The organism is Streptomyces kurssanovii (assembly GCF_040677245.1).
Taxonomy (GTDB): domain Bacteria; phylum Actinomycetota; class Actinomycetes; order Streptomycetales; family Streptomycetaceae; genus Streptomyces; species Streptomyces kurssanovii.
The window spans coordinates 1-22,281 of sequence record NZ_JBFAQK010000083.1 but is presented as its reverse complement, the minus strand read 5'-3'; the positions used below and the strand labels follow the sequence as shown (position 1 = coordinate 22,281).

Below are 22,281 nucleotides of genomic sequence, written 5' to 3'. Positions count from 1 at the left end.
GCCGGGCTCGCGGGCCCTGGCACGCACTCCCCCGTAGCCCTCCGGGCACGGGAGGTGCCCCCACGCCGCGTTGTCGTCAGTCGGCATGGCTCCGCCATGCCTCCCTCCTCCGCCTTGCGATCGCACGCACCAGACCCCGCTCGCTGATCCGGCCTGATCCAAACGAAAGACCCTAGCGGGGGTCGTGGACGGTGATCCGCGCGCCCGGGCTCAGCTTCTCGAGCGACTCGGCGAGTTCGGCGGCGGCGGCCGCCGCCTCGCCGGCCGCCGCGGTGCCCATGCCTTCGAGCAGGAACAGGGCGTTCACCGAGTCCTCCGTCAGCCGGGTGCGTACCCCCTGGCGCCAGTTCCATCGCCGGCAGGTGACGCCTTCGTCGTCGCACCAGACGACCTCGCCGGGCTCCGGGTGTTCGACGGTCTCCTCGCCGCCCGCCACGGTGACGAACGGTTCCCGCCCTGTGGCCCTGACGAGCCTCATGCCGCCCTTGATCCGGTCGGTGTCCTCGCCGCCGACGGGGATCAGGCGCGCCACGCTGATGGCGTTGTAGACGTCGACCAGGACGTTGATCCGCGGCAGCCCACCGTCCGCGAGCGCCCTCCTGGCCAGCGCCTCCGCCGAGTTGCGGGTACGGGACGGCTTGGCGCCGAACGCCGCGTACGCCTCGCGCCAGGCGGCCATACCGGGGTCCTCGTGGGGCGCGCGCCCGCCGAGCCGGCCCGCGAGCCGACGGGCGGCCTCGTCGAGGAGCGCCGAACTTCCCTCGTTGCTGGGGCCGTTGCTCAGCCCGTGCGCCTCGACGGCGACATGGGTGAATCCGGGCGCGATGGCGCGTACGTCGTCGGACACGGTGAGCCGGAGAGTCATCGACTGTTGCCTCGAAACTTCTCAGAGGGAGGTCGGGAGCGTCTTCCACAGACGCGCCCGGTCCGGAGCCTTGCGGAGGGCTTCCAGGACCATGGGGTGCGGTACAGCATAGAGTACCGGGTAGTCCATGTCACTGGACTCCTGTCGCGGCGTGAACGGCAGCCGCTCCCCCGCCAGGGAGAACGGCACGGACCCGCCGTACCGGCCGCCCCTGGGGTCCTGACGGTGCCAGGCTCCATGGAAGCGCACCGCCACCAGGCCGTGCACCACCCCTTCCAGCCGCTGGTAGCACAGGGCCGCCGGGATGTCCTCGGCGCGCAGCAGCGCGACCAGGGCGTGGGACTTGGCATAGCAGATGCCGGTGCGCTGCCGCAGTACGTCGGAGGCGCGCCAGGTGACCCGCGGGTCGCCCGTGTCGTGCGAGTGCGGCACGGCGTCACGGACGTACTCGTAAGCGGCCTGGGCGTATACGTATGAATCAGCCGCTTGACGCGCCAGGTCGGCGGCGACCTCTCGAACGACCGGATGGTCGTGGTCGATGACGTCGTCAGCCGCCAAATAGGCGGCAAGTTCCGGGTCTTGTTGGATGAACTCCATGGCCGGTGAGCATAGAAAAACGACCGACCGAGAGTCAATGACTTATCGGTCGGCCGTATATCTATGCAGCAGAGCCCTCCTCAGGGGCGACGCGCCATCTCTTCCTTCAGCGCCTGGAGGAAGGAGTCCACGTCGTCCTCCGTGGTGTCGAACGAGCACATCCAGCGCACGTCGCCGGCCGCCTCGTCCCAGAAGTAGAACCTGAAGCGCTTCTGCAGCCGCTCGCTGACGTCGTGCGGCAGCCGCGCGAAGACGGCGTTCGCCTGCACCGGGTAGAGGATCTCCACGCCGTCCACCGCGCGCACACCGTCCGCGAGCCGCTGGGCCATGGCGTTGGAGTGCCGGGCGTTGCGCAGCCACAGGTCCTTGGCGAGCAGCGCCTCCAGTTGCACGGAGACGAAGCGCATCTTCGAGGCGAGCTGCATGGACAGCTTGCGCAGATGCTTCATGTGGCTGACCGCGTCCGGGTTCAGGACGACGACCGCCTCGCCGAAGAGCATGCCGTTCTTGGTGCCGCCGAAGGACAGGACATCGACCCCGACGGCGTTGGTGAAGGCACGCATCGGCACGTTCAGCGAAGCCGCTGCGTTGGCTATCCGGGCCCCGTCGAGATGGACCTTCATGCCGTGGCCGTGGGCGTGGGCCACGATCGCGCGGATCTCGTCCACGGTGTAGACGGTGCCCAGCTCGGTGTTCTGGGTGATCGACACCACCTGCGGCATGGCCCGGTGCTCGTCGTCCCACCCCCACGCCTGCCGGTCGATGAGTTCGGGCGTGAGCTTGCCGTCCGGCGTGGGCACGGTCAGCAGCTTCAGCCCTCCCATGCGCTCCGGCGCGCCGCCCTCGTCGACGTTGATGTGGGCCGACTCGGCGCAGATCACGGCGCCCCAGCGATCGGTGAGCGCCTGGAGCGCGGTCACATTGGCGCCGGTGCCGTTGAAGACCGGGAAGGCCTCGGCCGTCGGGCCGAAGTGGCTGTGGACGACACGCTGGAGATGGTCGGTGTACTCGTCCTCGCCGTAGGCGACCTGGTGGCCGCCGTTGGCGAGGGCGAGCGCGGCGAGGATCTCCGGGTGGGCACCCGCGTAGTTGTCGCTGGCGAACCCGCGCACGGACGGGTCGTGGTGACGTCGTGCGTCGGTCTTTACGGTTCGGGGGTCAGCCACAGACGCTGTCCATTCACTTCCTGAGCGGGGCGGCCCCAGAGTCCGGCGATGGCGTCGGCCAGCTCCGTCACGTCGGTGAAGCCCGCGAACTTCGCATTGGGACGCTCGGCGCGCATGGCGTCGTGCACCAGTGCCTTGACGACCAGGATGGCAGCAGCGGCCTTCGGGCCCTGCTCGCCCCCCGCCTTGCGGAACGAGTCGGCGAGGGCCAGCGTCCACGCCTCCGCGGCCGCCTTGGACGCCGCGTACGCCGCGTTGCCCGCCGTGGGCCTGCTCGCCCCGGCCGCACTGATCAGCAGGTAGCGGCCCTTGTCGCTGCGCAGCAGACCGTCATGGAAGGCGAGCGAGGTGTTCTGGACGGTACGGATCAGCAGCTTCTCGAGCAGCTCCCAGTCGGCGGGGTTGGTCTCGGTGAACGAGGCGCCGCCGCGCCAGCCGCCCACCAGGTGGACCAGTCCGTCGATCCGGCCGAACTCCTTCTCGGTCTTGTCGGCCCACTCCCGGGCGGCGCCCAGGTCGAGCAGGTCGACGGTGTCGCCGGTGACGGTGGCTCCGCCGTGGGCGTACCTGGCCGCGTCCACGGCCTCGGCGAGCCGCTGGGCGTCCGCGTCGGAGGCGACGACGACGGCGCCCGCCTCGGCGAGCCGGAGCAGAGTGGCCCGGCCGGCGGGACCGGCCGCGCCGGCCACCGCGATCACCGCGCCTTCCAGGGCCCCACTGCCGTTGGTGTCCATGCTGGTCGCCTCCTCGGTTCGAGAGCTCACGCGGCAGCCCCCGGAGCGGAAGCGGCGGTGATCCCCTTGGTCGAGGCGATCACGTTCTTCAGCTTCTTGGAGAGCGCCTCATAGAACATGCTCAGCGGAAACTCGTCCGGAAGCACGTCATCCACGAGCTTACGAGGCGGCAGCGTCAGGTCGAGGGCGTCGGGACCCTTGGCCCAGCGCGACCCGGGGTGCGGGGCGAGGTAGGTGGAGACCAGGTCGTACGCGGCGAACCAGTGGACCAGCTTCGGGCGGTCGATGCCTTCGCGGTAGAGCTTCTCGATCTCGCCGCAGAGCTGGTTGGTGACCTGCGGGGCACGCTCCCAGTCGATCTTCAGGGTGTTGTCGGTCCAGCGGACGACGTCGTGCTTGTGCAGGTAGGCGAAGAGCAGCTGGCCGCCGAGGCCGTCGTAGTTGCGCACCCGGTCGCCGGTCACGGGGAAGCGGAACATGCGGTCGAAGAGCACCGCGTACTGCACGTCACGGCCGTGCGGGTTGCCCTCGGCCTCCAGCTTCACGGCCTCCTTGAAGGCGGTGAGGTCGCAGCGCAGCTCCTCCAGGCCGTACATCCAGAACGGCTGGCGCTGCTTGATCATGAAGGGGTCGAAGGGCAGGTCACCGTGGCTGTGGGTGCGGTCGTGGACCATGTCCCAGAGCACGAAGGCCTGCTCGCACCGCTTCTGGTCGGCGACCATCTCCCGGATGTCGTCGGGCAGTTCAAGACCGAGGACCCGTACGGCCTCCTCCGTGACGGCGCGGAAGCGTGCTGCCTCGCGGTCGCAGAAGATGCCGCCCCAGGTGAAGCGCTCGGGCGCCTCGCGCACGGCGATGGTCTCGGGGAAGAGCACCGCGGAGTTGGTGTCGTAACCGGCGGTGAAGTCCTCGAACGTGATGCCGCAGAACAGCGGGTTGTCGTAGCGGGTGCGCTCCAGCTCGGCGAGCCACTCGGGCCACACCATCGCGAGGACGACCGCCTCGAGGTTGCGGTCGGGGTTGCCGTTCTGCGTGTACATCGGGAAGACGACCAGGTGCCGCAGTCCGTCCTCGCGGGAGGCGGCCGGCTGGAAGGCGAGCAGCGAGTCCAGGAAGTCCGGCACCGTGAAGCCCGCGTCGGCCCACTTGCGCAGGTCGGCGACGAGGGCACGGTGGTACGCCGCGTCGTGCGGGAGCAGCGGGGAGAGGTCCTCCACCGCGCCGATCACACGCTCCACGGCCGCCTCCGCTTCCGTGCGGGAGGGCGCGTCGTCAGCGTCGAAGTCGATCGAGCCGTCCTTGGACTGCCAGGGGCGGATCTCTTCGACGGCATTCTTGAGCAACGTCCAGCTCGGATGGCCGACCACCGGGCCGGCGTGGGATATGCCCCCTGCAGCCACGTCCTGCACAAGAATTTCCGTCATGTCACTTCCTCCACAGGAGAACCTCGCGTCAAGACACCGTATCCATGCGCGGTTCTCCCCCACAAGTGCGGGCGAGGGAAATTATCCTGTGCGACCCCCATGATCGCCGCAGTTTTTGCGGTGACAGGCGCTCATGGCGGCCGCATCGGTGCCCTGCCAGGGCCGGCGGGGTACGTCCGCGTCAAGCTCCTGAAGGACGCGCCCACGCGCGGGGTGAAGGGGTCCCGGCCCCGGCGGTCCGCAGGCCGCTGACGCCGTCTGTGTGCGGCTTCCGGACACCCCGCGCGCGAGCGGTTCCGTCTCCGGGAGGGGCCGTTAGGCTGCCTCGGTACCGCCGGGCGCCGGGCTGCGTCCCGCGGGAGCCGCCGTCGACGGAAGCGAGAGAATCTTGACTTTCCTCACCATCGGTCATCGCGGGGTCATGGGCGTCGAGCCGGAGAACACCCTGCGTTCCTTCGTCCGCGCCGAGCAGGCCGGCATGGACGCCATCGAACTCGATCTGCATCTGAGCAAGGACGGCGCGCTCGCCGTCATGCACGACGCCGACGTGGACCGCACGACCGACGGGAGCGGCTCGATCGCCGAGATGACGCTCGCCGAGCTGCGCCAGCTCGACGCGGGCGGCGGCCAGCGGGTGCCGGTGTTCGAAGAGGTTCTCGACGCCGTGCGGTGCCCGCTCCAGGCGGAGATCAAGGACGTGGCCGCGGCGCGCGCGCTGGCCGAGGTGATGCACAGGCGCGACCTGGTGCCCCGGGTCGAGGTCTCCTCGTTCCACGACGACGCGATCGCCGAGATCTCGGCCCTGGTGCCCGGGGTGCGCACGGCGCTGATCGCCAGCCGCTGGGGCGCCGACATCACGGACCGGGCGAAGGCCGTCGGCGCCCACGCCCTGGCGCTGAACATCCGCAGGCTGACGCTGGAGACCGTCGAGACGGCGCACGCCGAGGGGCTGCGGGTGATCGGCTGGGTGGTCAACACACAGGAGCATCTGCGGCTGGTGCGCGCCCTCGAGCTCGACGGCGCGACTACCGACTTCCCCGAGATCCGGCGCACCGGCCGTTTCACGGCCTGACGGCCGCCCGCTCCCGCGCGCGCCGGCCCCGCCATGGAGCCGGCGGGCGCGCCCGGGTCCGGCCGCTCAGGCGAGGGCCTTCACCAGGAGCTCGAAGGCGAGATCGTCGCGCCGTGGGATGCCGAACCGCTCGTCGCCGTACGGGAAAGGGGTCATCCGGCCCGTACGGCGGTAGCCGCGGCGCTCGTACCAGGCGATCAGGTCCTCACGTACGGAGATCACCGTCATGTGCATCTCCGCCACGCCCCAGGTCTCGCGTGCGCTGCGCTCCGCCTCCGCGATGATCCTGCGGCCCAGACCTGCGCCCTGGAGATCGGGGCGGACCGCGAACATGCCGAAGTAGGCGGCCTCGCCGCGGTGCTCGAGCTGGCAGCAGGCGACCGGCTGCCCGTCCCGTTCGACGATCATCAGTCGGCTGCCGGGGGCGGTGATGACCTCGCGCACTCCCTGCGGATCGGTGCGCTGCCCGCCGAGGATGTCGGCCTCCGAGGTCCAGCCCGCACGGCTCGATTCCCCGCGGTACGCCGACTCGATCAGCGCGACGAGAGCCGGTACGTCGGCCTCGGCCGCGTCACGGTAGGTGAGCTCGGCAGAGTCCCTGGGCGGGGCGGTGTCCATGGAGTGGCTCCGTTCCAACGGGGTGCGATCGGCACGAGAGTAACCCGGTCAGCGCGGACGCCCCGAGCCGGTCCGGCGTGAGCTCTCGTGCGCTCGCCGCACTCCCCTCGCACCTCCGTGTACTCCCCCGATACCCCCGTGCGCTCGCGTACGGGGACGGGAGGTGGGGCATCGACTCCTCGACCGCCGCCGAGGCCGGCCGAAGGGGGAGGTACGCCGTGCACGGACCCGCGATGTCCGGCTGGCTGCTCATGGTGCTGTGCACCGCGACCGGCTCGTACTGCCTGATCCGGATGCGCGGTTGCCGAGGACCGGAGAGAAGGGCCGCGGGCGGCGAGGCGCTGATGGGACTGGGCATGGCGGCGATGGCCGTGCCCGCCACCGCGCTTACCCTGCCGAGCTGGCACTGGGTGGTGTACGCGGTGGTGTTCGGAGCGGCGGCGGTGCACGCGGTGCGGCCGGCCGGGAACGGCGGACGCCATCTCCACCATGCCGTCGGCTGCCTCGCGATGGTCTACATGGCTGCCGCGATGGCCGGCGCGGGCGCTCACGGGGCGCACACGGCCGGCGGCGTCCCGCTCGTCACCGGCGTGCTTCTCCTCTACTTCGCCGGATACGTGCTGCGCTCCGGCCCCCGGCTCGTACCGCTCGCCCCGGTGGGCGGCGGCACGGTCCCGGTGGCGGACCCGGCCGGTTCGCGGCCCGAGTTGGTGCCGGCCTGCCGGGTCTCGATGGCGACGGCCATGCTGGTGATGCTGCTGGCCCTGTGACGGGCGCTGCCGTGCGGGGGGGGGCCGACCGGGCCGCCGCATCCCCGCCGTGGCGTGCGTCACTTGACGCGCACGGGCATACCCGCAAGTAGCTCCGCGCTCATAGGCTGCCCCCATGATGGTCTCGCTCGCGCTGCTGCTGCTCGGCGCACTGGCCGCCGTCGTCGCCCCGCGCCTCGTGTCGCGTGCCGACTGGCCGGAGCGCGAGCCCGTCGTCGCCCTGTGGGTGTGGCAGTGCGTGGTCGGCGCCGTGCTGCTGTCGTTCGCGCTCTCCATGACGTTCAGCGCCGCCGCCGCCTGGCAGCTGGTGCGGGGCCACGTCTTCGCGTCCGCGCCGCACGGTGTCGCCGAGGCGTACGCGCTCGGGGCGAACGAGACATGGTCCGCCGCCCTCGCCGTGATCCTGGCATGCGGCGGTGTGTGGACCGGGGCCATGCTGGCGCGGGAGATCCACCGGGCGCACACCCGGCGCAAGCGCCAGCGCGCCGAGCTGCTCGTGCGCTCCCCCTTGATGCCGGACGAGGTCCCCGGCAGTGAGCCCCTGGTCGTCCTGGAGGCCGAACGGCCGGACGCGTGGTGGCTGCCCGGCGCGGCGCCCCAGCTGGTCATCACCACCGCGGCGCTGCGGCGGCTGAAGGGCCGCCAGCTCGACGCGGTACTGGCGCACGAGCAGGGCCACGCACGGGCCAGGCACGACTGGCTGCTGCACTGCTCGGCCGCGCTGGCCAACGGCTTTCCGCAGATCCCGGTCTTCGCCGCGTTCCGTGACGAGATGCACCGGCTGGTCGAGCTGGCGGCCGACGACGTCGCCTCACGGCGCTTCGGCCGGCTGACGATCGCGCTGGCCCTGGTCGAACTGAACGAGGAACGCGGCGTGTTCGGCCCCTGCCCCACACCCGGGGCGCAGCTGCCGCAGCGCGTGAACAGGCTGCTGACCCCGGTGCCCCGCCTCACGCCCGCCCGCCGGCTGCGGCTGACGGCGGCCGCCGCCCTGGTCCCGGTGGTTCCGCTGCTGGTGGCCTTCGTACCGGGACTGCGCGCGCTGGGATAGCCGTACGGCCGCGAAGAAGACAGGATTTGTTCATGTCTTCCCCCCGCCCCACGGACCCCTCCGCCCCCCACCGCGCCAAGGACACCACCCACCGCACCGCGCAGCCGGAACGGGCGACCAGGGCGAACGTCCTGTGCGTGCGCACCTGCGCGGTGACCGCCGCGCTGACCGCCCTGCTGCTGGCGGCGGTCGCCGTCACCTGGTCACCGCTGATCTCCTTCGACCGGGCGGTGGTGGAGACGCTGCACACCTCCGCGGTGCAGGAGCCGACGTTCACGCACGTCAACCGCGTACTGACCGACTGGGTGTGGGACCCGTGGACCATGCGGCTGCTCTCCGCCGCGGCGGCCGTGTGGCTGTGGCTGCGCGGGGAACGCCTCCTCGCGGTGTGGGTGGTGCTCGCCAGCGCCCTCGGGACGGGCCTCCAGCAGGGCATGAAGGCCCTCGTCGGACGGGAGCGGCCCCTGTGGCCGGACCCGGTCGACTCGGCGCACTACGCGGCGTTCCCGTCCGGGCACGCGATGACCGCCGTGGTCACCTGCGGGCTGCTGCTCTGGCTCTGCAGGCGGCGGGGCATGGCCACCGGCGCCTGGATGTGGTGCGTCGCCGTCGCGGCCGTCTCCGTCGTCGGCGTCGGCTTCACCCGGCTCTATCTCGGGGTGCACTGGCCCTCCGACGTGGTCGGCGGCTGGCTCCTCGGGGCGTGCGTCGTCGCTCTCGCCGTGGCCTCCTACGGGCGGGTGGCCTTGTCCCGCGGTCACTGAGCGGCCGAGGATCCAGGGCATGACGATCAGGACTGTTCTCTTCGACTTCTCCGGGACGCTCTTCCGCGTCGAGTCGGCCCGCAGCTGGCTCCGCGCGGTGCTGCGGGACCACGGGGCCTCCCTGCCCGGAGAGGAACTCGACCGGTACGCCCGGCGGTTGGAGGCGGCCGGCGCGCTGCCGGGCGGCGCCCATCCGGAACGGATTCCCGGCCACCTGGCCGAGCTGTGGGCGGCGCGGGACACGGACATGGACCGGCACCGGGCGGCGTACACGGGACTGGCGCGCGAGGTGCCCCTGCCGGACGAGGCCCTGTACGACGCCCTCTACGACCGTCATATGACGCCAGGGGCCTGGAGCCCCTACCCGGACACCGCCGAGGTGCTGAGCGGGCTGCGCGAACGGGGCATCGGCGTCGGCGTGGTCAGCAACATCGGCTGGGACCTGCGCCCGGTCTTCAGGGCCCACGGCCTCGCGGAGCTGGTCGACACGTACACCCTGTCGTTCGAGCACGGCGTGCAGAAACCCGATGCCCGGCTGTTCCGCACGGCATGCGAGGGGCTCGGCGGCGATCCGCGGGAGGTGCTGATGGTGGGCGACGACCGCCGCGCCGACGGCGGTGCCGCGGAGCTGGGCTGCGCCGTCCACTTCGTGGACCACCTACCGGTGGACGAACGGCCCGCGGGGCTGCTTCCGGTGCTCCGACTCGTCGACCGACGGCCCGCGCCGTAGGAGACTGGAAACAGAACAAAGCCACCCGAACCGGACGATCCCCCGCGTCGCCCGGTTCGGGCAGCACCACCCGCCGGCCCCGGCCCCCGAGGGCCGGACGACGGGACGCGCTGAGTATATTGGCTGTGAGCCAGTCAACGCAGGAGCCAAGCATGTCCCCGCGAAGCGCATCGGTCAATGAAGAGCTTCGTCGACGTTCTCGCCAGCGGCTTCTGCAGGCGACGGTGGAGCTGGTCGACGAGCGCGGTTACGAGGCCACGACCCTCGGCGACATCGCCGACCGGGCCGGCTCCGCCCGGGGCCTCGTCTCGTACTACTTCCCGGGCAAACGGCAGCTGTTGCAGTCGGCGGTGCACCGGCTGATGCACCTCACGCTCGAGGCGGCGCTGGAGAGGGAACCGCGCACCGACGACGGCCGCGAGCGGCTGGCCAGGGCCATCGACGCGATCCTCGGTCTCGCGACCGAGCACCCCGTGCTGATGCGCACACACATGGCGGGGCTCCTGCAGGCCGACGGCTTCGTCCAGTGCCCCGAGCAGCAGCGGCTCGCCGCCCTGCTGCGGGACACGGTGCAGCGCTACGGATCACGGGACGTCGACACGGACTATCCCCTGCTGCGCGGGCTGCTGATGGGGGCGGTCTTCGCCCTGTTGCTGCCCGGCGTACCGATGCCCCGCGCGCGGCTGCGCGCGGAGCTGTTCCAGCGGTACGGGCTGGACTGGGAACTGGGTGCTCCGCCGGACGGTCTCCCGCCCGGCGGAGCACCCGGTCACATTCCGGATCAGTCGTCGAAGTCGTCGAAGTAGTCCGGCTGCGTCTGCACGTTGAGCTCGTGCATCCGCACCTTCGCGCCGGCGTCGGTGCGCCGGTCGCTGATCTTCAGGACGTCGAAGCCCTTGGCCATGTCGTTGGAGTAGATGTAGCCGTTGTAGTAGTACGCGGACCAGGAACCGCCACCGGACAGCCTGTCGGTGGTCAGCGGGCCGCGCTCGAAGTAGGCGATCTCCTTCGGCTTCGAGGAGTCGGTGAAGTCCCACACGGAGACGCCGCCCTGGTACCAGGCCTGGACCATGATGTCGCGGCCCTTGACCGGGATCAGGGAGCCGTTGTGGGCCACGCAGTTCTCGGTCGCGGCCTGGTGGCGCGGGATCTTGAAGTAGCTGCGGAAGACCAGCTTGCGCTTGTCGCCCTTGCCCGCGATGTCGTAGATGCCGTCCGCGCCGCGGTTCGGGCCGATCTCGGCGTTGCAGGTGGCGGCGCCGCCGCCGCCGAGCTCGTCGGTGAAGACGACCTTGTTCGCCTTCTGGTTGAAGCTGGCGGAGTGCCAGAACGCGAAGTTGACGTTGTCCTGGACCCGGTCGATGACGCGCGGGTGCTCCGGGTCCTCGATGTCGAACAGGATGCCGTCACCCATGCAGGCGCCGGCGGCCAGGTCCTTGGAGGGCAGCACGGTGATGTCGTGGCAGCCCGTGGTCTTGGAGACGCCCGGGTTGGTGGGTGAGCCCGGGTTGCCGCCGCCGTCGGGTCCCTCGCCCGGGAAGAGCACCGGGAAGTTCACGATCGCCGACTTCTCCGGGGACTTGCGCGGCACCTTGATGACGGAGATCCCGTCGTGCGGGGGCTGGCAGTCGGGGAACGCGGCGTTCGGCGAGTACGAGGAGACGTAGACGTAGACGTTCCTGCGCTCGGGCACCAGCGTGTGGGTGTGCGAACCGCACGCCGTCTCGACCGCGGCGACGTACTTCGGGTTCTTCTTGTCGCTGATGTCGAAGATCTTCATGCCCTCCCAGGACGACTTCTCGGTCGCCGGCTGGGACGTGCTGTTGCAGGAGTTGTCGCTCCGCGAGGAGTCGGTGGACAGGAACAGCAGGTCGCCGGAGACGGTGATGTCGTTCTGCGATCCCGGACACAGGACCTGCGAAACGGTCTTCGGACGCTCAGGGTTGCTGATGTCGTAGATGACGAAGCCGTCGTAGTTGCCGGCGAACGCGTACCTGCCCTGGAAGGCCAGGTCCGAATTGGTGCCGGTGAGCGCGGCCTTGGGGATGTTCGTCACGTGCTCGATGTTGTCGCTGTGGACGACCTCGTCCACGCCGGGTATCTCGCCGTCGCGGATCGCCGACCTGGTCTCCGCCGACTCGCTCGCCGAGATGCTCTCGCGGACGGTGGCGTCTCCCGGATCGGGAACCGCCGCCGCCGGGCCCGCCGCCAGCATGGTGGCGAGAAGTCCGGCCGCCGCCGCGGCGACACCCAGTCGTCTGCGTCGCACTCGGGTGGTGTGCAACAGGATCACTGCGGTCCTCCCCTGGTATCCGTTCGTGGTTGAACGGTTCACGGACCCCGGCAGTATCTTCCCTAGCATGCACATCTCAACAGATGGCAACACGGACGTAATCAAGGTTTCTGACCGGTGACACGTGCGCAGTAAGTGAAGGCGGCCGTCCAAAGAGGCCCGAGTTCCCAGGAGGTCACCCGTGTTGAACCGCCCCCGTACCGCGCGTCCGCGCAGATCGGCCGTGGCCGTGGCGGTCGCCGTGGCCGTACTGGCCCTGGGCGCATGCCAGTCGGAGTCCGACGGCCCGAAAAAGGCGGCGGGCGACGGCGGACCCTCGGTGGTGGCGCCGGGGAAGCCCGGAGAGCCGGCCAGGACGCTCTCCGCGGAGGAGGCCGCCGCCGCACTGCCCGACGACAGCCCCAACTCCGCCGACTTCGGCTATGCGCAGATGATGATCGAACACCATGAGCAGGCGCTGCAGATGACGGCGCTCGCTCCGCAGCGGGCCGAGTCGGCGCAGGTGAAGCGGCTCGCGGAGCGGATATCCGCGGCCCAGAAGCCCGAGATCGACGCGATGCGCGGCTGGCTCACGAACAACGGCGGCCCCAAGAAGGACGGCGCGCACGGGCACGACCACGGGGCGATGCCCGGGATGGCCACGCAGGCCCAGTTGAAGCAGCTGCGCGAGTCCGACGGCAGCGCCTTCGACGAGCTCTTCCTGAAGCTCATGATCACCCACCATCAGGGCGCTGTGACGATGGCCGCCGAGGTGCTGTCCGACGGGAACAACGTCCTGGTCGAGGAGATGGCCAACGACGTGATCGCGCAGCAGACCGCCGAGATCGGCCGGATGAAGAACATGTGACACGGCCCCGGGCCCGCCTCTCCGCCGCGGCGCAGGGGCGGGCCCGGCGGACCGGGGGCCCTCGCGGCGCGCCGGGAAGGACGCGGGGGCGCAAGCCTCCCCAGGGACGCGCTCCGGTGCGATGCTGGAGATCCCCCTGCGGGAAGGAGCGCCACGTGCTTCGCGTCGCCGTCGTCGGATCGGGTCCCAGCGGGGTCTACACCGCGCAGGCCCTCGTCGGGCAGACCGCTGTGCCCGATGTCCGGGTGCACATCCTGGACCGCCTCCCCTGCCCGTACGGGCTCGTGCGCTACGGCGTGGCTCCCGACCACGAAAAGATCAAGTCGCTGCAGAACAGCCTGCGGGCGGTCCTCGAGGACGACCGGATCGATTTCCTGGGGAACGTCGAGGTCGGCAGGGCGGGCCTCGGTCCGGCGGAGCTGCTGGAGCTCTACCACGCGGTCGTGTACTGCGTGGGCGCGGCCAGGGACCGCAAGCTCGGGATCCCGGGCGAGGACCTGCCGGGCAGCCACTCGGCCACCGACTTCGTCTCCTGGTACAGCGCCCACCCCGACGCGGCCCCGGACGCCTTCGCCCTCGGGGCGCGGGCGGCGGTCGTCATCGGCGTGGGCAACGTGGCGGTCGACGTGGCACGCATCCTCGCCCGGGGCGCGGACGAACTGCGCGGGACGGACGTCCCGGAGCGGGCACTGGCGGCGCTGGCGGCCAGCCAGGTGCGCGACGTGCACATGGTGGGCAGGCGCGGACCGTCGGGCGCCAAGTTCACCACCAAGGAGCTGCGGGAGCTGGGCGCGCTGCCCTCGGCGGACGTCCTGGTGGACCCAGCGGATCTCGCGCTGGAGACGGCGTACGCGGATCCGGCCGCCGTGCCCGCGATCGTGCGGCGCAACCTCACCGTCGTACGGGAGTGGGCCGCCAGGCCGCCGCAGGGCCGGCCGCGCCGGATCCATGTGCGGTTCTTCCTGCGGCCGGTGGAACTGCTGGAACGTGACGGACGCGTGGGCGGCGTCCGCTTCGAGCGGACCGAGCCGGACGGCACGGGCGGCGTGCGCGGGACCGGCGCGTACCAGGACATCGAGGCGCAGCTGGTGCTGCGCGCGGTGGGCTACCGGGGCGTGCCGACGGAGGGGCTGCCGTTCGACGCCGATCGCGGAGTGGTGCCGAACGCCGCGGGACGGGTGCTGCGCGACGGCCGCTTCTCGCCCGGCGAGTACGTGGCGGGATGGATCAAGCGCGGACCCAACGGCGTGATCGGCACGAACCGCCCGTGCGCGAAGGAGACCGTCAACTCCCTGCTCGAGGACGCGGCGGCGCTGGTGGGACGGCCGGTCGTCGCGGATCCGGAAGCCGGACTCCGAGCCCTGGGGCAACAACCGGTGCGGTGGCATGGGTGGCTGGCGATCGAGGAGGCGGAAGCGGCGCTGGGACGCGCACTGGGCAGGCCGCCGGTCAAGATCCCCGACTGGGCGGGGCTGCTCGGGGCGGCGCGGGGCGCAGGCTCCGGCGGCCCCGGCGAGGGCGGGCGCTGACGGCTGTCGCCAGGGCGTCCGGGGCCTTCGACGGCGCCGGGCACCGGTCCCGTCCGGTGCCTTCGACGGCGCCGGGCACCGGTCCCGTCCGGTGCCTCGCGAAATCGGGTCAGGCGTGGGCGAGGCGACGGTCCTGGGCCTCCGCCGCCTCGAGCACCCGGTCGAGCAAGCCCGGGAACAGCGCTTCGAGGTCGTCCCGCCGCAGGCCGTTCATCTTCGCCGTGCCCTGATAGGTCTGGCGGATCACGCCGTTCTCGCGCAGTACGCGGAAGTGGTGGGTGGTCGTCGACTTGGTGACCGGCAGCTCGATGTCGGAGCAGGTCAGGTCGGCCTCACCGGCCGCGAGTTCACGCACGACACGCAGTCGCATCGGGTCGGCGAGGGCATGGAGCACGTTCTCCAGCCGGATCTCGTCGCGGCCGGGGTGGGCGAGCACTCGGGGGCTGGTCACGGTGGTCACGACGGCTCCGCTTCGTCCGGGGAGGTCCATGGTACGAGGCCCTTCGTAGTTCGACGCCTCTCATGGTTCCCCTCCCGGGCCGGGTTCCCGCTCGGCATTCGACGACTCTCGTAGTTCGATATCCCTCGTAGTTTGACTTCCATCGTACTACGGTGTCTATCGTACGAGGAGTACACCGGTCCCTCTCCCGAACGGAGCCCGCCGTGAGCGCGTTGTTCGAGCCCTTCACCCTGCGGTCACTGACCATCCCCAACCGCGCCTGGATGGCGCCGATGTGCCAGTACAGCGCCGAGATCTTCGGCCCGAACGCGGGTGTCGCCGGCGACTGGCACTTCGCCCACTACGCCGCCCGTGCCGCCGGCGGCACGGGACTCGTCCTCGTCGAGGCGACCGCGGTGAGCCCCGAGGGGCGCATCAGCCCCGCCGACCTCGGCATCTGGAACGACACCCAGGTCGCGGCCTTCCGCCGGATCACCGCGTTCCTCGAGAGCCAGGGCACGGTGCCCGGCATCCAGATCGCCCACGCCGGACGCAAGGCGTCGACCGACCGGCCGTGGAACGGCGGCGAGCCGGTCGGCCCCGAGCAGCACGGCTGGCAGCCCCTGGCGCCGAGCGCGATCCCGTTCGCCGAGGGGCATCCCGTACCGGACGAGCTGACCGGCGCGCAGATCGCCGAGATCGTCGGGCAGTTCGCCGACGCGGCCCGCCGCGCCCTGGACGCCGGGTTCAAGGTCGCCGAGATCCACGGCGCGCACGGCTATCTGATCGGCGAATTCCTGTCGCCGCACAGCAACCACCGCACCGACGAGTACGGGGGCTCCTTCGACAACCGGGTGCGCTTCGCGCTGGAGGTCGTGGACGCGGTACGCGCCGTCTGGCCCGGGGAACTGCCGCTGTTCTTCCGGATCTCCGCCACCGACTGGCTGGAGGAAGGGGGCTGGACGCCGGACGACACGGTCCGCTTCGCCTCCCTGCTCAAGGAGCACGGGGTGGACCTCCTGGACGTCTCCAGCGGCGGCAACGCCGCCCGCGTGCGGATCCCCACCGGTCCCGGCTACCAGGTTCCGTTCGCGGCGCGGGTCAAGGCGGAGACCGGCCTGCCGGTGGCCGCGGTCGGCCTGATCACCGAAGCGGAGCAGGCGGAGAAGATCCTCGCGAACGGTGAGGCCGACGCGGTGCTGCTCGGCCGCGAGCTGCTCCGCAACCCCTCATGGGCCCGCCACGCGGCGCGCGAACTCGGCGGCGAGGTGCACGTGCCGCAGCAGTACCACCGCTCGGTCTGAGCGGGGGCGCGGCCCTGGCCGCCGCTCGGCCGCTCGGTCTGAGCGGGGCGGCCCGCGCCGCCGCCGCTCCGTCCGAGCCGGAGGCGGTCCGCGCCGCAGACGCAGTCGGCCGACGACTGCGTCTGCGGACGACGGTCCACGGCAGCACGGGCCGGCGCGACCGCTCTGGCCGAGCAGGAGGCCGCCCGAGCGGCCGCTCGGACCGAGCGGGAGACCGAACGCGCCGTAGGGCAGGCGGTGGACGACTGCGTCTGCGGACGACGGTCCGCTGTCGGGCCCGCGCGGACGCCCTTGCCGCCGTGGACGCGCCTCCGCGCCACCGGCCTCCCGCCGGGGCGCGGCGCGGGCCCGGCGGATGTGCGCTGGTTTCCGCCCCACCGATGAGTTCCGGTCCGGCCGGCGGTCTGCACTTCCATTGCCGGGCCGGCCTGGGTGACGGGCGCCCACCTGCGCCGAGAGCGTCCTGCGGGCCACTGTCGGTGGTCGGGTGCAGACTGGCCCACAACCGAGACAAAGGCGTCCTGGAGGTAGCAGGTCATGACCGATGTTCTTCTCACCGTGGGCACACGCAAAGGGCTCTTCATCGGCCGCAGGAGCGGCGGCAGCTGGGAGTTCAGCGGCCCGCACTTCAACGCGCAGGCCGTGTACTCGATCGGCATCGACACCCGCCGGGCCGCCCCACGGCTGCTGGTCGGCGGCGACAGCGCCCACTGGGGCCCCTCGGTGTTCCACTCCGACGACCTGGGGAAGACCTGGATCGAGCCGGAGAAGCCGGCGGTCAAGTTCCCCCAGGACACGGGTGCGTCGCTGGAGCGGGTCTGGCAGCTGCACCCCGCCACCGACGCCGACCCGGACGTGGTCTACGCGGGCACCGAGCCCGCGGCGCTCTTCCGCTCGGAGAACGGCGGCGACAGTTTCGAGCTGGTCCGGCCGCTGTGGGAGCATCCGACACGCTCGCAGTGGGTGCCTGGTGGCGGTGGCGAAGCCGTCCACACCGTGATCACCGACCCGAGGGACCCGCTGGCCGTGACCGTCGCCGTGTCCACGGCCGGGGTCTTCCGCTCCCGTGACGGCGGGGAGAGCTGGGCCCCGTCGAACCAGGGCGTGTCGGCCGTCTTCCTCCCCGACCCGAACCCGGAGTTCGGCCAGTGCGTCCACAAGATCGCGCAGGACGCCGTCGACCCCGACCGTCTGTATCTGCAGAACCACTGGGGCGTGTTCCGCAGTGACGACGCGGGGGCGAAGTGGACCGACATCGGCGCGGGGCTGCCGTCCGACTTCGGCTTCGCCATGGCGGCCCATCCGCACCGCGCGAACACCGCGTACGTCTTCCCGATCACCGCCGACGCGGACCGTGTCCCCGCCGAACGCCGCTGCCGCGTCTACCGCACCAGTGACGCGGGCGAGACCTGGGAGGCGCTGTCGGCCGGCCTGCCCGAGGGCGACCACTTCGGCACCGTGCTCCGGGACGCCCTGTGCACGGACGACGCGGACCCGGCGGGCGTCTACTTCGGCAACCGCAACGGCGAGGTGTACGCGAGCGCGGACGACGGCGACAGCTGGCAGCTGCTCGCGTCACACCTGCCGGACGTGCTGTGCGTGCGGGCGGCCGTCATGAATTGACGCGCCACACTCACGGCCGTCCCGAGGCTTCTCGATCGCCGGCGCCGGGGTGCGGCGGAGGGAGGAGGTGCCCGGCGCGACCGGTGAGGAGCATGAGAAGCGCCGAGACGGGCGCGCGGACCTCCTCCCCCGCGCCGCGGGCCCAGTCGGTGTCGGTGGCGACGAGGCGGGCCTTGGGGAGCGGCCAGGGCCGGGGCGGGAAGCGCATGGTCCATACCCGGTCCGCCGCATCGGCCGCGGCGGACACGGGCATCGTGCGTTCCCGGCCCAGCGCCAGGGCGATGTCCTGGCCGTGCACCAGGATGTCGATGAGCGCCTCGCGCGGAGTGGTGCTCAGCGCGACGCGGCGGGAGCCGATGATCGAGCGGAGGTTGGCGACGATCTCGGCGACGGGCAGTTGCCCTTCACGGACCGCGCTGTCGTGGATCATGCGGTCGACGTCACCGCGGGCGCGGACGAATTCACGCAGGACCGCCGCGTAGGAGAAGCGTGCGGCGATCGTCAGGTGGGCGGCGACGTCCCGCACCCGCCAGTCGCCGCATTGTGTGGGCTTCTCCCACTCCTTCGGGCTCAGTTCCTCCAGCAGGTCGGCCAGGCTCGCCCGCTCACGGTCGATGATCTGCCAGCGCTCGTCCGTACCCAGCACGGCACCCACGGGAATCACCACCTACTCAAGTGGTAAGCTTCTCTGACCAAATTAGTCAGATACCCTGACCAACGTCAAGCATCGGCGAGCACCGGGTCGTGCACACGGCGAGCAGTGTCGGACGGCCTCGGACGCTGTCCGCGTTGTCGAGAAGGGTGGGTGGCGGGCCATGGTGGCGGAGAGCGAACTCAACACGGGCCTGCTCCTGTTCATCCCGTACCGAGCGCTGGAGAACCGCATCTTCGCCGCGCTGCGCCAGGCCGGCTTCGACGACTTCACGCCCGCCCAGGCCAGGGTCATGCAGCGCATCGGTCCGAACGGCACGCGGCTCACCGACCTCGCCGAGCAGGCCCAGGTCACCAAACAGACGGCCGGCTTCCTGGTCGACCAGATGGAGAAGGCCGGCTATGTGAAGCGGATTCCCGACCCGACCGACAAGCGGGCCAGGCTGGTCTGCGGCGCCGAGCGGGCCTACGCGGCCAAGACCGTCGCCGACGCCGTGGTCGCCGAGGTCGAAAAGGAATGGGAGGCCCACCTCGGCAAGCGCCGGATGACGCAGTTGCGCCAGGCACTGACCCTGCTGCGGGAGATCACCGACCCGTACGCGTGACGTCCAGGAAGCCCGCGGGCGCAAAGCGCCTCCCTACGGGAGCCGCCAGTCGACCGGCTGGGCCCCCTGGCGGAGCAGGAGTTCGTTGGTGCGGCTGAAGGGCCGTGAGCCGAAGAAGCCCCGGTCCGCCGACATGGGCGAGGGGTGCGCGGACTCGATGGCCGGCAGGTCGCCCAGCAGGGGGCGGGCATTGCGGGCGTCACGCCCCCACAGCACCGACACCAGCGGCTTGCCCCGGGCGGCGAGCGCCCTGATGGCCTGCTCCGTCACTTCCTCCCAGCCCTTGCCGCGATGCGCCCCGGGCTTGCGAGGGGCCGTGGTCAGCGCCCTGTTGAGCAGCAGCACGCCCTGACGGGTCCAGGGAGTGAGGTCGCCGTTCGACGGCCGGTCCACGCCGAGGTCCGTGTGCAGCTCCCGGAAGATGTTCTCCAGACTTCCCGGCAGCGATCGGACCTCCGGGGCGACCGCGAAGCTGTGTCCGATCGCCATTCCCGGTGTGGGGTACGGATCCTGACCCACTATCAGCACGCGCACCTCGTCGAAGGGCTGCTGAAAGGCGCGCAGAACATGCTGCCCTGCCGGCAGATAGGTACGGCCTGCCGCGATCTCCGCGCGCAGGAAGTCACCCATCGCCGCGATGCGCCCGGCCACGGGACGCAGCGCCTCGGCCCATCCGGGCTCCACAAGTTCACTCAACGGTCGTGCTGCCACGGCCCGTCACTCTACCGGCCCACAGAGTGCCCTCCGACCGGTGGCGGAGTGCCCGCCCGGCGGAGACCCGTCGACGCGCGTCCGCCCGCGACCGTGCTCCGGCGCCCGCCCACGACCGTGTTCCGGCCTCCGCCCGCCGACGAGGCCGCCGTGGCGTGGCCGGCCCAGCACTCCACCGGTCGCGCGCCCGCGCTGCGACGCCCCAACCCCCGCCGCCACGCCCCGACATGCCGGCCGTGCGGATAGGCTGCCGCCGTCGTTGCCGGTCCGCTTCGTCCTGGAGTCGCGTGAACGTGCTGTTGCTGCGTCAAGGCGCCCGTCCTTTCAACCGGCGGCTGCCGTGAGCTGGGTGCTGGGTGTGGACTCGGGCGGCTCCGGACTGCGCGCGGCGCTCGCGGAGGCCACGCGGCCGGAACGGGCGCGGACCGCGTTCTCCGGCGAGCCGGTGCGCACCGGCGGCGCGGGTATCGACGCCGGGCACATGCGGGAGCAGTTGGTCCCCATGGTGCGGGAGCTGATGGAGCAGGCCGGGGCCGGCCGGCTGTCCGCCGTGGTGATCGGCGCGGCGGGAATGGCCACACTCGGCGGCCGGCTGCGGGCCGAACTGCCCGCCGCGCTGGCCGACGAGCTCGGCGTACATCGCCTGGGCCTCGCCGCCGACGCGGTCACGGCGTACGCGGGCGCGCTGGGCGACAGACCCGGGGCCGTGGTCGCCGCAGGCACCGGGATGATCGCTCTCGGCACCGATCTGACGTCCTGGCGCCGTGCCGACGGCTGGGGTCACCTGCTCGGCGACTGCGGCAGCGGCGCCTGGATCGGAAGGGCGGGACTCGAGGCGGCGTTGCGCGCCCACGACGGCCGGCGGGGCGGCTCGGCCGCGCTCCTGGAGCGGATGGAGTCGACGCTCGGCCCGGCCGCGGAGCTGCCGGGGATGGTCTACCCCCGCACGGACCGGCCCGCGGTGCTCGCCTCCTTCGCACCGGAGGTCGGCCGGTGCGCCGGGCACGACCGGGTGGCCGCCGGCATCCTCGAGCGGGCCGCGGCGCACATCGCGGAGGCCGCCGCCGCTGTCTGCCCTCCGGCGGACGAGGTGCCGGAGGGCTGCGAGGTCGCTCTGACCGGCGGGCTGCTGAAGCTCGGGGAGCCGCTGCTCGGCCCGCTGCGGGCCGAGCTGGCGGGGCAACTGCCGCACGCCCGCCAGATGCCGGCGGACGGCGACCCGCTCTTCGGGGCGCTACGCCTCGCGGCTTCTCTCGCGGCCGGTGAACTGCGGCTTCCGGCGCATCCGACCATGCTCTACGTCCCAGGTGGGACGGGGGTGCGGGCCGACCACGAGAACCCCACCGGATAAACCGGGACAGATGACGCTCGTCCGCCCCCTCCCCGAACAGCCGCTCAGGCAAAACCAGTAGCATGCGGCGCCATGAGCTCCTCCACTGGGCCTGCACCCGGCCTGCCTGTACGAATGCCGCGACCCCGCCAGTCCGGGCGACACCGTCGCCCGGAGCCCGTGGCGGCTCCCGAGGGCGCGCCCGCCCTTGTGCTCGCTGTGCCCGGCGCCCCGTCGCCGACCACACGCAGCCTGGCCGAAGAGGTCATAAGCATCGCCCGGTCCGAGCTGCCCGGCCTCGACGTCGCCATCGGCTACCTCGACGGTGACGACGCCGAGTACGCCACGCTGCAGAGCGTGCTCGCGCACACCGCCGCCCGGCGTGCCGAGCGCTACGAGATCGCCAAGGCCGCCGGCCGTGAGGTGGCAGCGCCCGAGGGACCCGCCGCGGTCGTGGTGCCGCTGCTGGCGGGCCCGGACAACGCCCTGATGCGCCGCGTCCGCCAGGCCGTCATGGAAAGCCGCGCCGCCGCGGAGCTGACCGACGTCCTCGGCCCGCACCCGCTGCTGGCGGAGGCCGTGCACGTACGCCTCTCCGAGGCCGGGCTGGCCCGCGCCGACCGCGCCCGGCTGTTCACGGTGGCCACCGCCGCCGACGGCATCATCCTGGCCACCGTGGGCGGCGAGGAAGCGGTGCAGGCCGCGGGGATCACCGGCATGCTGCTCGCCGCGCGCCTGGCCGTGCCGGTGATGGCCGCCGCGCTCGACGAGGAGGGCTCTGTCGCCGCCATCGCGGAGCAGCTGCGTGGCTCCGGGTCGGTGCAGCTGGCCCTCGCCCCGTACCTGGTGGGCCCGGAGCTGCCCGAGGGTCTGCTCGAGGCCGCCGCGAAGGACGCGGGATGCGCGTCCGCGGAGGCGCTCGGCGCGTACCCGGCTATCGGCAAGCTGGTCCTGTCGCAGTACACGACCGCGCTGGGCATCGCGCCGCAGCCCGGGACGCCGCCCCACTGACGCCACCGGGCGGCGGTCACGGCCGACGAGGAGCTTCCGCAGCGCACAGGGCCCGTGCCGGGCGACATGAGTCGCCCCCAAGCGCCGCCGCCCAGACCGTCGTCGTCCCCCAGCTCACGCTCCCCTCGGGCCGGCCGTCACCAAAGT

23 protein-coding genes are annotated in these 22,281 nt (G+C 71.9%); 13 read left to right on the top strand and 10 right to left on the bottom strand.

Annotated features, from left to right (window positions below):
• Positions 1 to 172: 172 nt before the first annotated feature.
• The 5 genes from AB0K36_RS32785 to AB0K36_RS32765 form a co-directional block, all read right to left on the bottom strand.
• Positions 173 to 865, bottom strand: a complete 693-nt coding sequence (locus tag AB0K36_RS32785; protein ID WP_364601161.1) for a B3/B4 domain-containing protein — start codon at positions 863 to 865, stop codon at positions 173 to 175.
• 21 nt (positions 866 to 886) lie between these two features.
• Entirely contained in the window at positions 887 to 1,462 is a 576-nt protein-coding gene (locus AB0K36_RS32780; protein WP_364601159.1) for a transglutaminase-like domain-containing protein, read from the bottom strand.
• A gap of 80 nt (positions 1,463 to 1,542) precedes the next feature.
• Entirely contained in the window at positions 1,543 to 2,628 is a 1,086-nt protein-coding gene (locus AB0K36_RS32775; protein WP_364601157.1) for a threonine aldolase family protein, read from the bottom strand.
• Positions 2,607 to 3,362, bottom strand: coding sequence for an SDR family NAD(P)-dependent oxidoreductase (locus AB0K36_RS32770; protein WP_364601167.1), 756 nt, complete (start codon positions 3,360 to 3,362; stop codon positions 2,607 to 2,609). The genes AB0K36_RS32775 and AB0K36_RS32770 overlap by 22 nt, the downstream gene beginning before the upstream one ends.
• A 26-nt stretch (positions 3,363 to 3,388) precedes the next feature.
• The gene (locus tag AB0K36_RS32765; RefSeq protein WP_364601155.1) at positions 3,389 to 4,786 is read right to left on the bottom strand and encodes a DUF6421 family protein; all 1,398 of its coding nucleotides are present in this window, start codon (positions 4,784 to 4,786) and stop codon (positions 3,389 to 3,391) included.
• A gap of 388 nt (positions 4,787 to 5,174) precedes the next feature.
• Here AB0K36_RS32765 and AB0K36_RS32760 point away from each other — a divergent pair, with 388 nt between their 5' ends.
• Positions 5,175 to 5,858 carry a glycerophosphodiester phosphodiesterase gene (locus AB0K36_RS32760; RefSeq protein WP_189469802.1) on the top strand — a complete coding sequence of 228 codons (684 nt, stop codon included), beginning with the start codon at positions 5,175 to 5,177 and terminating at the stop codon, positions 5,856 to 5,858.
• 66 nt (positions 5,859 to 5,924) lie between these two features.
• On the opposite strand, the gene AB0K36_RS32755 is transcribed toward AB0K36_RS32760, so the two are convergent.
• Positions 5,925 to 6,476 (bottom strand): GNAT family N-acetyltransferase, encoded by a 552-nt coding sequence (locus AB0K36_RS32755; protein ID WP_364601153.1) that lies wholly within the window; start codon positions 6,474 to 6,476, stop codon positions 5,925 to 5,927.
• A 218-nt stretch (positions 6,477 to 6,694) separates the two neighbouring features.
• Here AB0K36_RS32755 and AB0K36_RS32750 point away from each other — a divergent pair, with 218 nt between their 5' ends.
• The 5 genes from AB0K36_RS32750 to AB0K36_RS32730 all read left to right on the top strand — a co-directional run bounded on the left by AB0K36_RS32750 (position 6,695) and on the right by AB0K36_RS32730 (position 10,597).
• On the top strand, positions 6,695 to 7,246 hold the full coding sequence (locus tag AB0K36_RS32750) for a DUF5134 domain-containing protein (protein WP_364601151.1): 552 nt from the start codon (positions 6,695 to 6,697) through the stop codon (positions 7,244 to 7,246).
• A gap of 115 nt (positions 7,247 to 7,361) precedes the next feature.
• A complete protein-coding gene (locus tag AB0K36_RS32745; protein ID WP_364601149.1) occupies positions 7,362 to 8,297 on the top strand; it encodes a M56 family metallopeptidase in 936 nt (311 codons plus the stop codon).
• 32 nt (positions 8,298 to 8,329) lie between these two features.
• A complete protein-coding gene (locus AB0K36_RS32740) occupies positions 8,330 to 9,061 on the top strand; it encodes a phosphatase PAP2 family protein (protein WP_364601147.1) in 732 nt (243 codons plus the stop codon).
• A 19-nt stretch (positions 9,062 to 9,080) separates the two neighbouring features.
• Positions 9,081 to 9,791 (top strand): HAD family hydrolase, encoded by a 711-nt coding sequence (locus tag AB0K36_RS32735; RefSeq protein WP_364601145.1) that lies wholly within the window; start codon positions 9,081 to 9,083, stop codon positions 9,789 to 9,791.
• A gap of 152 nt (positions 9,792 to 9,943) precedes the next feature.
• A complete protein-coding gene (locus AB0K36_RS32730) occupies positions 9,944 to 10,597 on the top strand; it encodes a TetR/AcrR family transcriptional regulator (protein ID WP_364601143.1) in 654 nt (217 codons plus the stop codon).
• Here AB0K36_RS32730 and AB0K36_RS32725 read toward each other — a convergent pair.
• Positions 10,573 to 12,084, bottom strand: a complete 1,512-nt coding sequence (locus AB0K36_RS32725; RefSeq protein WP_364601141.1) for an LVIVD repeat-containing protein — start codon at positions 12,082 to 12,084, stop codon at positions 10,573 to 10,575. The genes AB0K36_RS32730 and AB0K36_RS32725 overlap by 25 nt on opposite strands.
• A 181-nt stretch (positions 12,085 to 12,265) precedes the next feature.
• Between AB0K36_RS32725 and AB0K36_RS32720 the strand changes: the two genes are divergently transcribed.
• Entirely contained in the window at positions 12,266 to 12,931 is a 666-nt protein-coding gene (locus tag AB0K36_RS32720) for a DUF305 domain-containing protein (RefSeq protein WP_435877986.1), read from the top strand.
• Between the two features lie 155 nt (positions 12,932 to 13,086).
• Positions 13,087 to 14,460 carry an FAD-dependent oxidoreductase gene (locus AB0K36_RS32715; protein ID WP_364601139.1) on the top strand — a complete coding sequence of 458 codons (1,374 nt, stop codon included), beginning with the start codon at positions 13,087 to 13,089 and terminating at the stop codon, positions 14,458 to 14,460.
• Positions 14,461 to 14,569: 109 nt separating this feature from the next.
• On the opposite strand, the gene AB0K36_RS32710 is transcribed toward AB0K36_RS32715, so the two are convergent.
• Positions 14,570 to 14,920 (bottom strand): ArsR/SmtB family transcription factor, encoded by a 351-nt coding sequence (locus AB0K36_RS32710; RefSeq protein WP_229835067.1) that lies wholly within the window; start codon positions 14,918 to 14,920, stop codon positions 14,570 to 14,572.
• Between the two features lie 203 nt (positions 14,921 to 15,123).
• On the opposite strand from AB0K36_RS32710, the gene AB0K36_RS32705 reads away from it, so the two are divergent.
• Positions 15,124 to 16,203, top strand: a complete 1,080-nt coding sequence (locus AB0K36_RS32705; RefSeq protein ID WP_364601137.1) for an NADH:flavin oxidoreductase/NADH oxidase — start codon at positions 15,124 to 15,126, stop codon at positions 16,201 to 16,203.
• A 537-nt stretch (positions 16,204 to 16,740) separates the two neighbouring features.
• Entirely contained in the window at positions 16,741 to 17,826 is a 1,086-nt protein-coding gene (locus tag AB0K36_RS32700; protein ID WP_364601135.1) for a WD40/YVTN/BNR-like repeat-containing protein, read from the top strand.
• 10 nt (positions 17,827 to 17,836) lie between these two features.
• Here AB0K36_RS32700 and AB0K36_RS32695 read toward each other — a convergent pair whose 3' ends face one another.
• Complete coding sequence (locus AB0K36_RS32695) at positions 17,837 to 18,490, bottom strand: maleylpyruvate isomerase family mycothiol-dependent enzyme (RefSeq protein WP_364601163.1); 654 nt, start codon at positions 18,488 to 18,490, stop codon at positions 17,837 to 17,839.
• A 151-nt stretch (positions 18,491 to 18,641) separates the two neighbouring features.
• On the opposite strand from AB0K36_RS32695, the gene AB0K36_RS32690 reads away from it, so the two are divergent.
• A complete protein-coding gene (locus AB0K36_RS32690; protein ID WP_364601133.1) occupies positions 18,642 to 19,082 on the top strand; it encodes a MarR family winged helix-turn-helix transcriptional regulator in 441 nt (146 codons plus the stop codon).
• Positions 19,083 to 19,115: 33 nt separating this feature from the next.
• Here the strand turns inward: AB0K36_RS32690 and AB0K36_RS32685 are convergent, their stop codons facing one another.
• A complete protein-coding gene (locus AB0K36_RS32685) occupies positions 19,116 to 19,793 on the bottom strand; it encodes a uracil-DNA glycosylase (protein ID WP_005320481.1) in 678 nt (225 codons plus the stop codon).
• Between the two features lie 340 nt (positions 19,794 to 20,133).
• On the opposite strand from AB0K36_RS32685, the gene AB0K36_RS32680 reads away from it, so the two are divergent.
• The gene (locus AB0K36_RS32680) at positions 20,134 to 21,144 is read left to right on the top strand and encodes an N-acetylglucosamine kinase (RefSeq protein ID WP_364601131.1); all 1,011 of its coding nucleotides are present in this window, start codon (positions 20,134 to 20,136) and stop codon (positions 21,142 to 21,144) included.
• Between the two features lie 72 nt (positions 21,145 to 21,216).
• Positions 21,217 to 22,134 (top strand): sirohydrochlorin chelatase, encoded by a 918-nt coding sequence (locus tag AB0K36_RS32675; RefSeq protein ID WP_364601129.1) that lies wholly within the window; start codon positions 21,217 to 21,219, stop codon positions 22,132 to 22,134.
• The last annotated feature ends 147 nt before the right edge of the window (positions 22,135 to 22,281 follow it).

Excerpts from the sequence above, each read along its gene's own strand:
- AB0K36_RS32785 (WP_364601161.1), bottom strand. The coding sequence starts at position 865 with ATGACTCTCCGGCTCACCGTGTCCGACGACGTACGCGCCATCGCGCCC.
- AB0K36_RS32780 (WP_364601159.1), bottom strand. The coding sequence starts at position 1,462 with ATGGAGTTCATCCAACAAGACCCGGAACTTGCCGCCTATTTGGCGGCT.
- AB0K36_RS32770 (WP_364601167.1), bottom strand. The coding sequence starts at position 3,362 with ATGGACACCAACGGCAGTGGGGCCCTGGAAGGCGCGGTGATCGCGGTG.
- AB0K36_RS32765 (WP_364601155.1), bottom strand. The coding sequence starts at position 4,786 with ATGACGGAAATTCTTGTGCAGGACGTGGCTGCAGGGGGCATATCCCAC.
- AB0K36_RS32755 (WP_364601153.1), bottom strand. The coding sequence starts at position 6,476 with ATGGACACCGCCCCGCCCAGGGACTCTGCCGAGCTCACCTACCGTGAC.
- AB0K36_RS32745 (WP_364601149.1), top strand. The coding sequence starts at position 7,362 with ATGATGGTCTCGCTCGCGCTGCTGCTGCTCGGCGCACTGGCCGCCGTC.
- AB0K36_RS32740 (WP_364601147.1), top strand. The coding sequence starts at position 8,330 with ATGTCTTCCCCCCGCCCCACGGACCCCTCCGCCCCCCACCGCGCCAAG.
- AB0K36_RS32735 (WP_364601145.1), top strand. The coding sequence starts at position 9,081 with ATGACGATCAGGACTGTTCTCTTCGACTTCTCCGGGACGCTCTTCCGC.
- AB0K36_RS32730 (WP_364601143.1), top strand. The coding sequence starts at position 9,944 with ATGTCCCCGCGAAGCGCATCGGTCAATGAAGAGCTTCGTCGACGTTCT.
- AB0K36_RS32700 (WP_364601135.1), top strand. The coding sequence starts at position 16,741 with ATGACCGATGTTCTTCTCACCGTGGGCACACGCAAAGGGCTCTTCATC.
- AB0K36_RS32690 (WP_364601133.1), top strand. The coding sequence starts at position 18,642 with ATGGTGGCGGAGAGCGAACTCAACACGGGCCTGCTCCTGTTCATCCCG.
- AB0K36_RS32675 (WP_364601129.1), top strand. The coding sequence starts at position 21,217 with ATGAGCTCCTCCACTGGGCCTGCACCCGGCCTGCCTGTACGAATGCCG.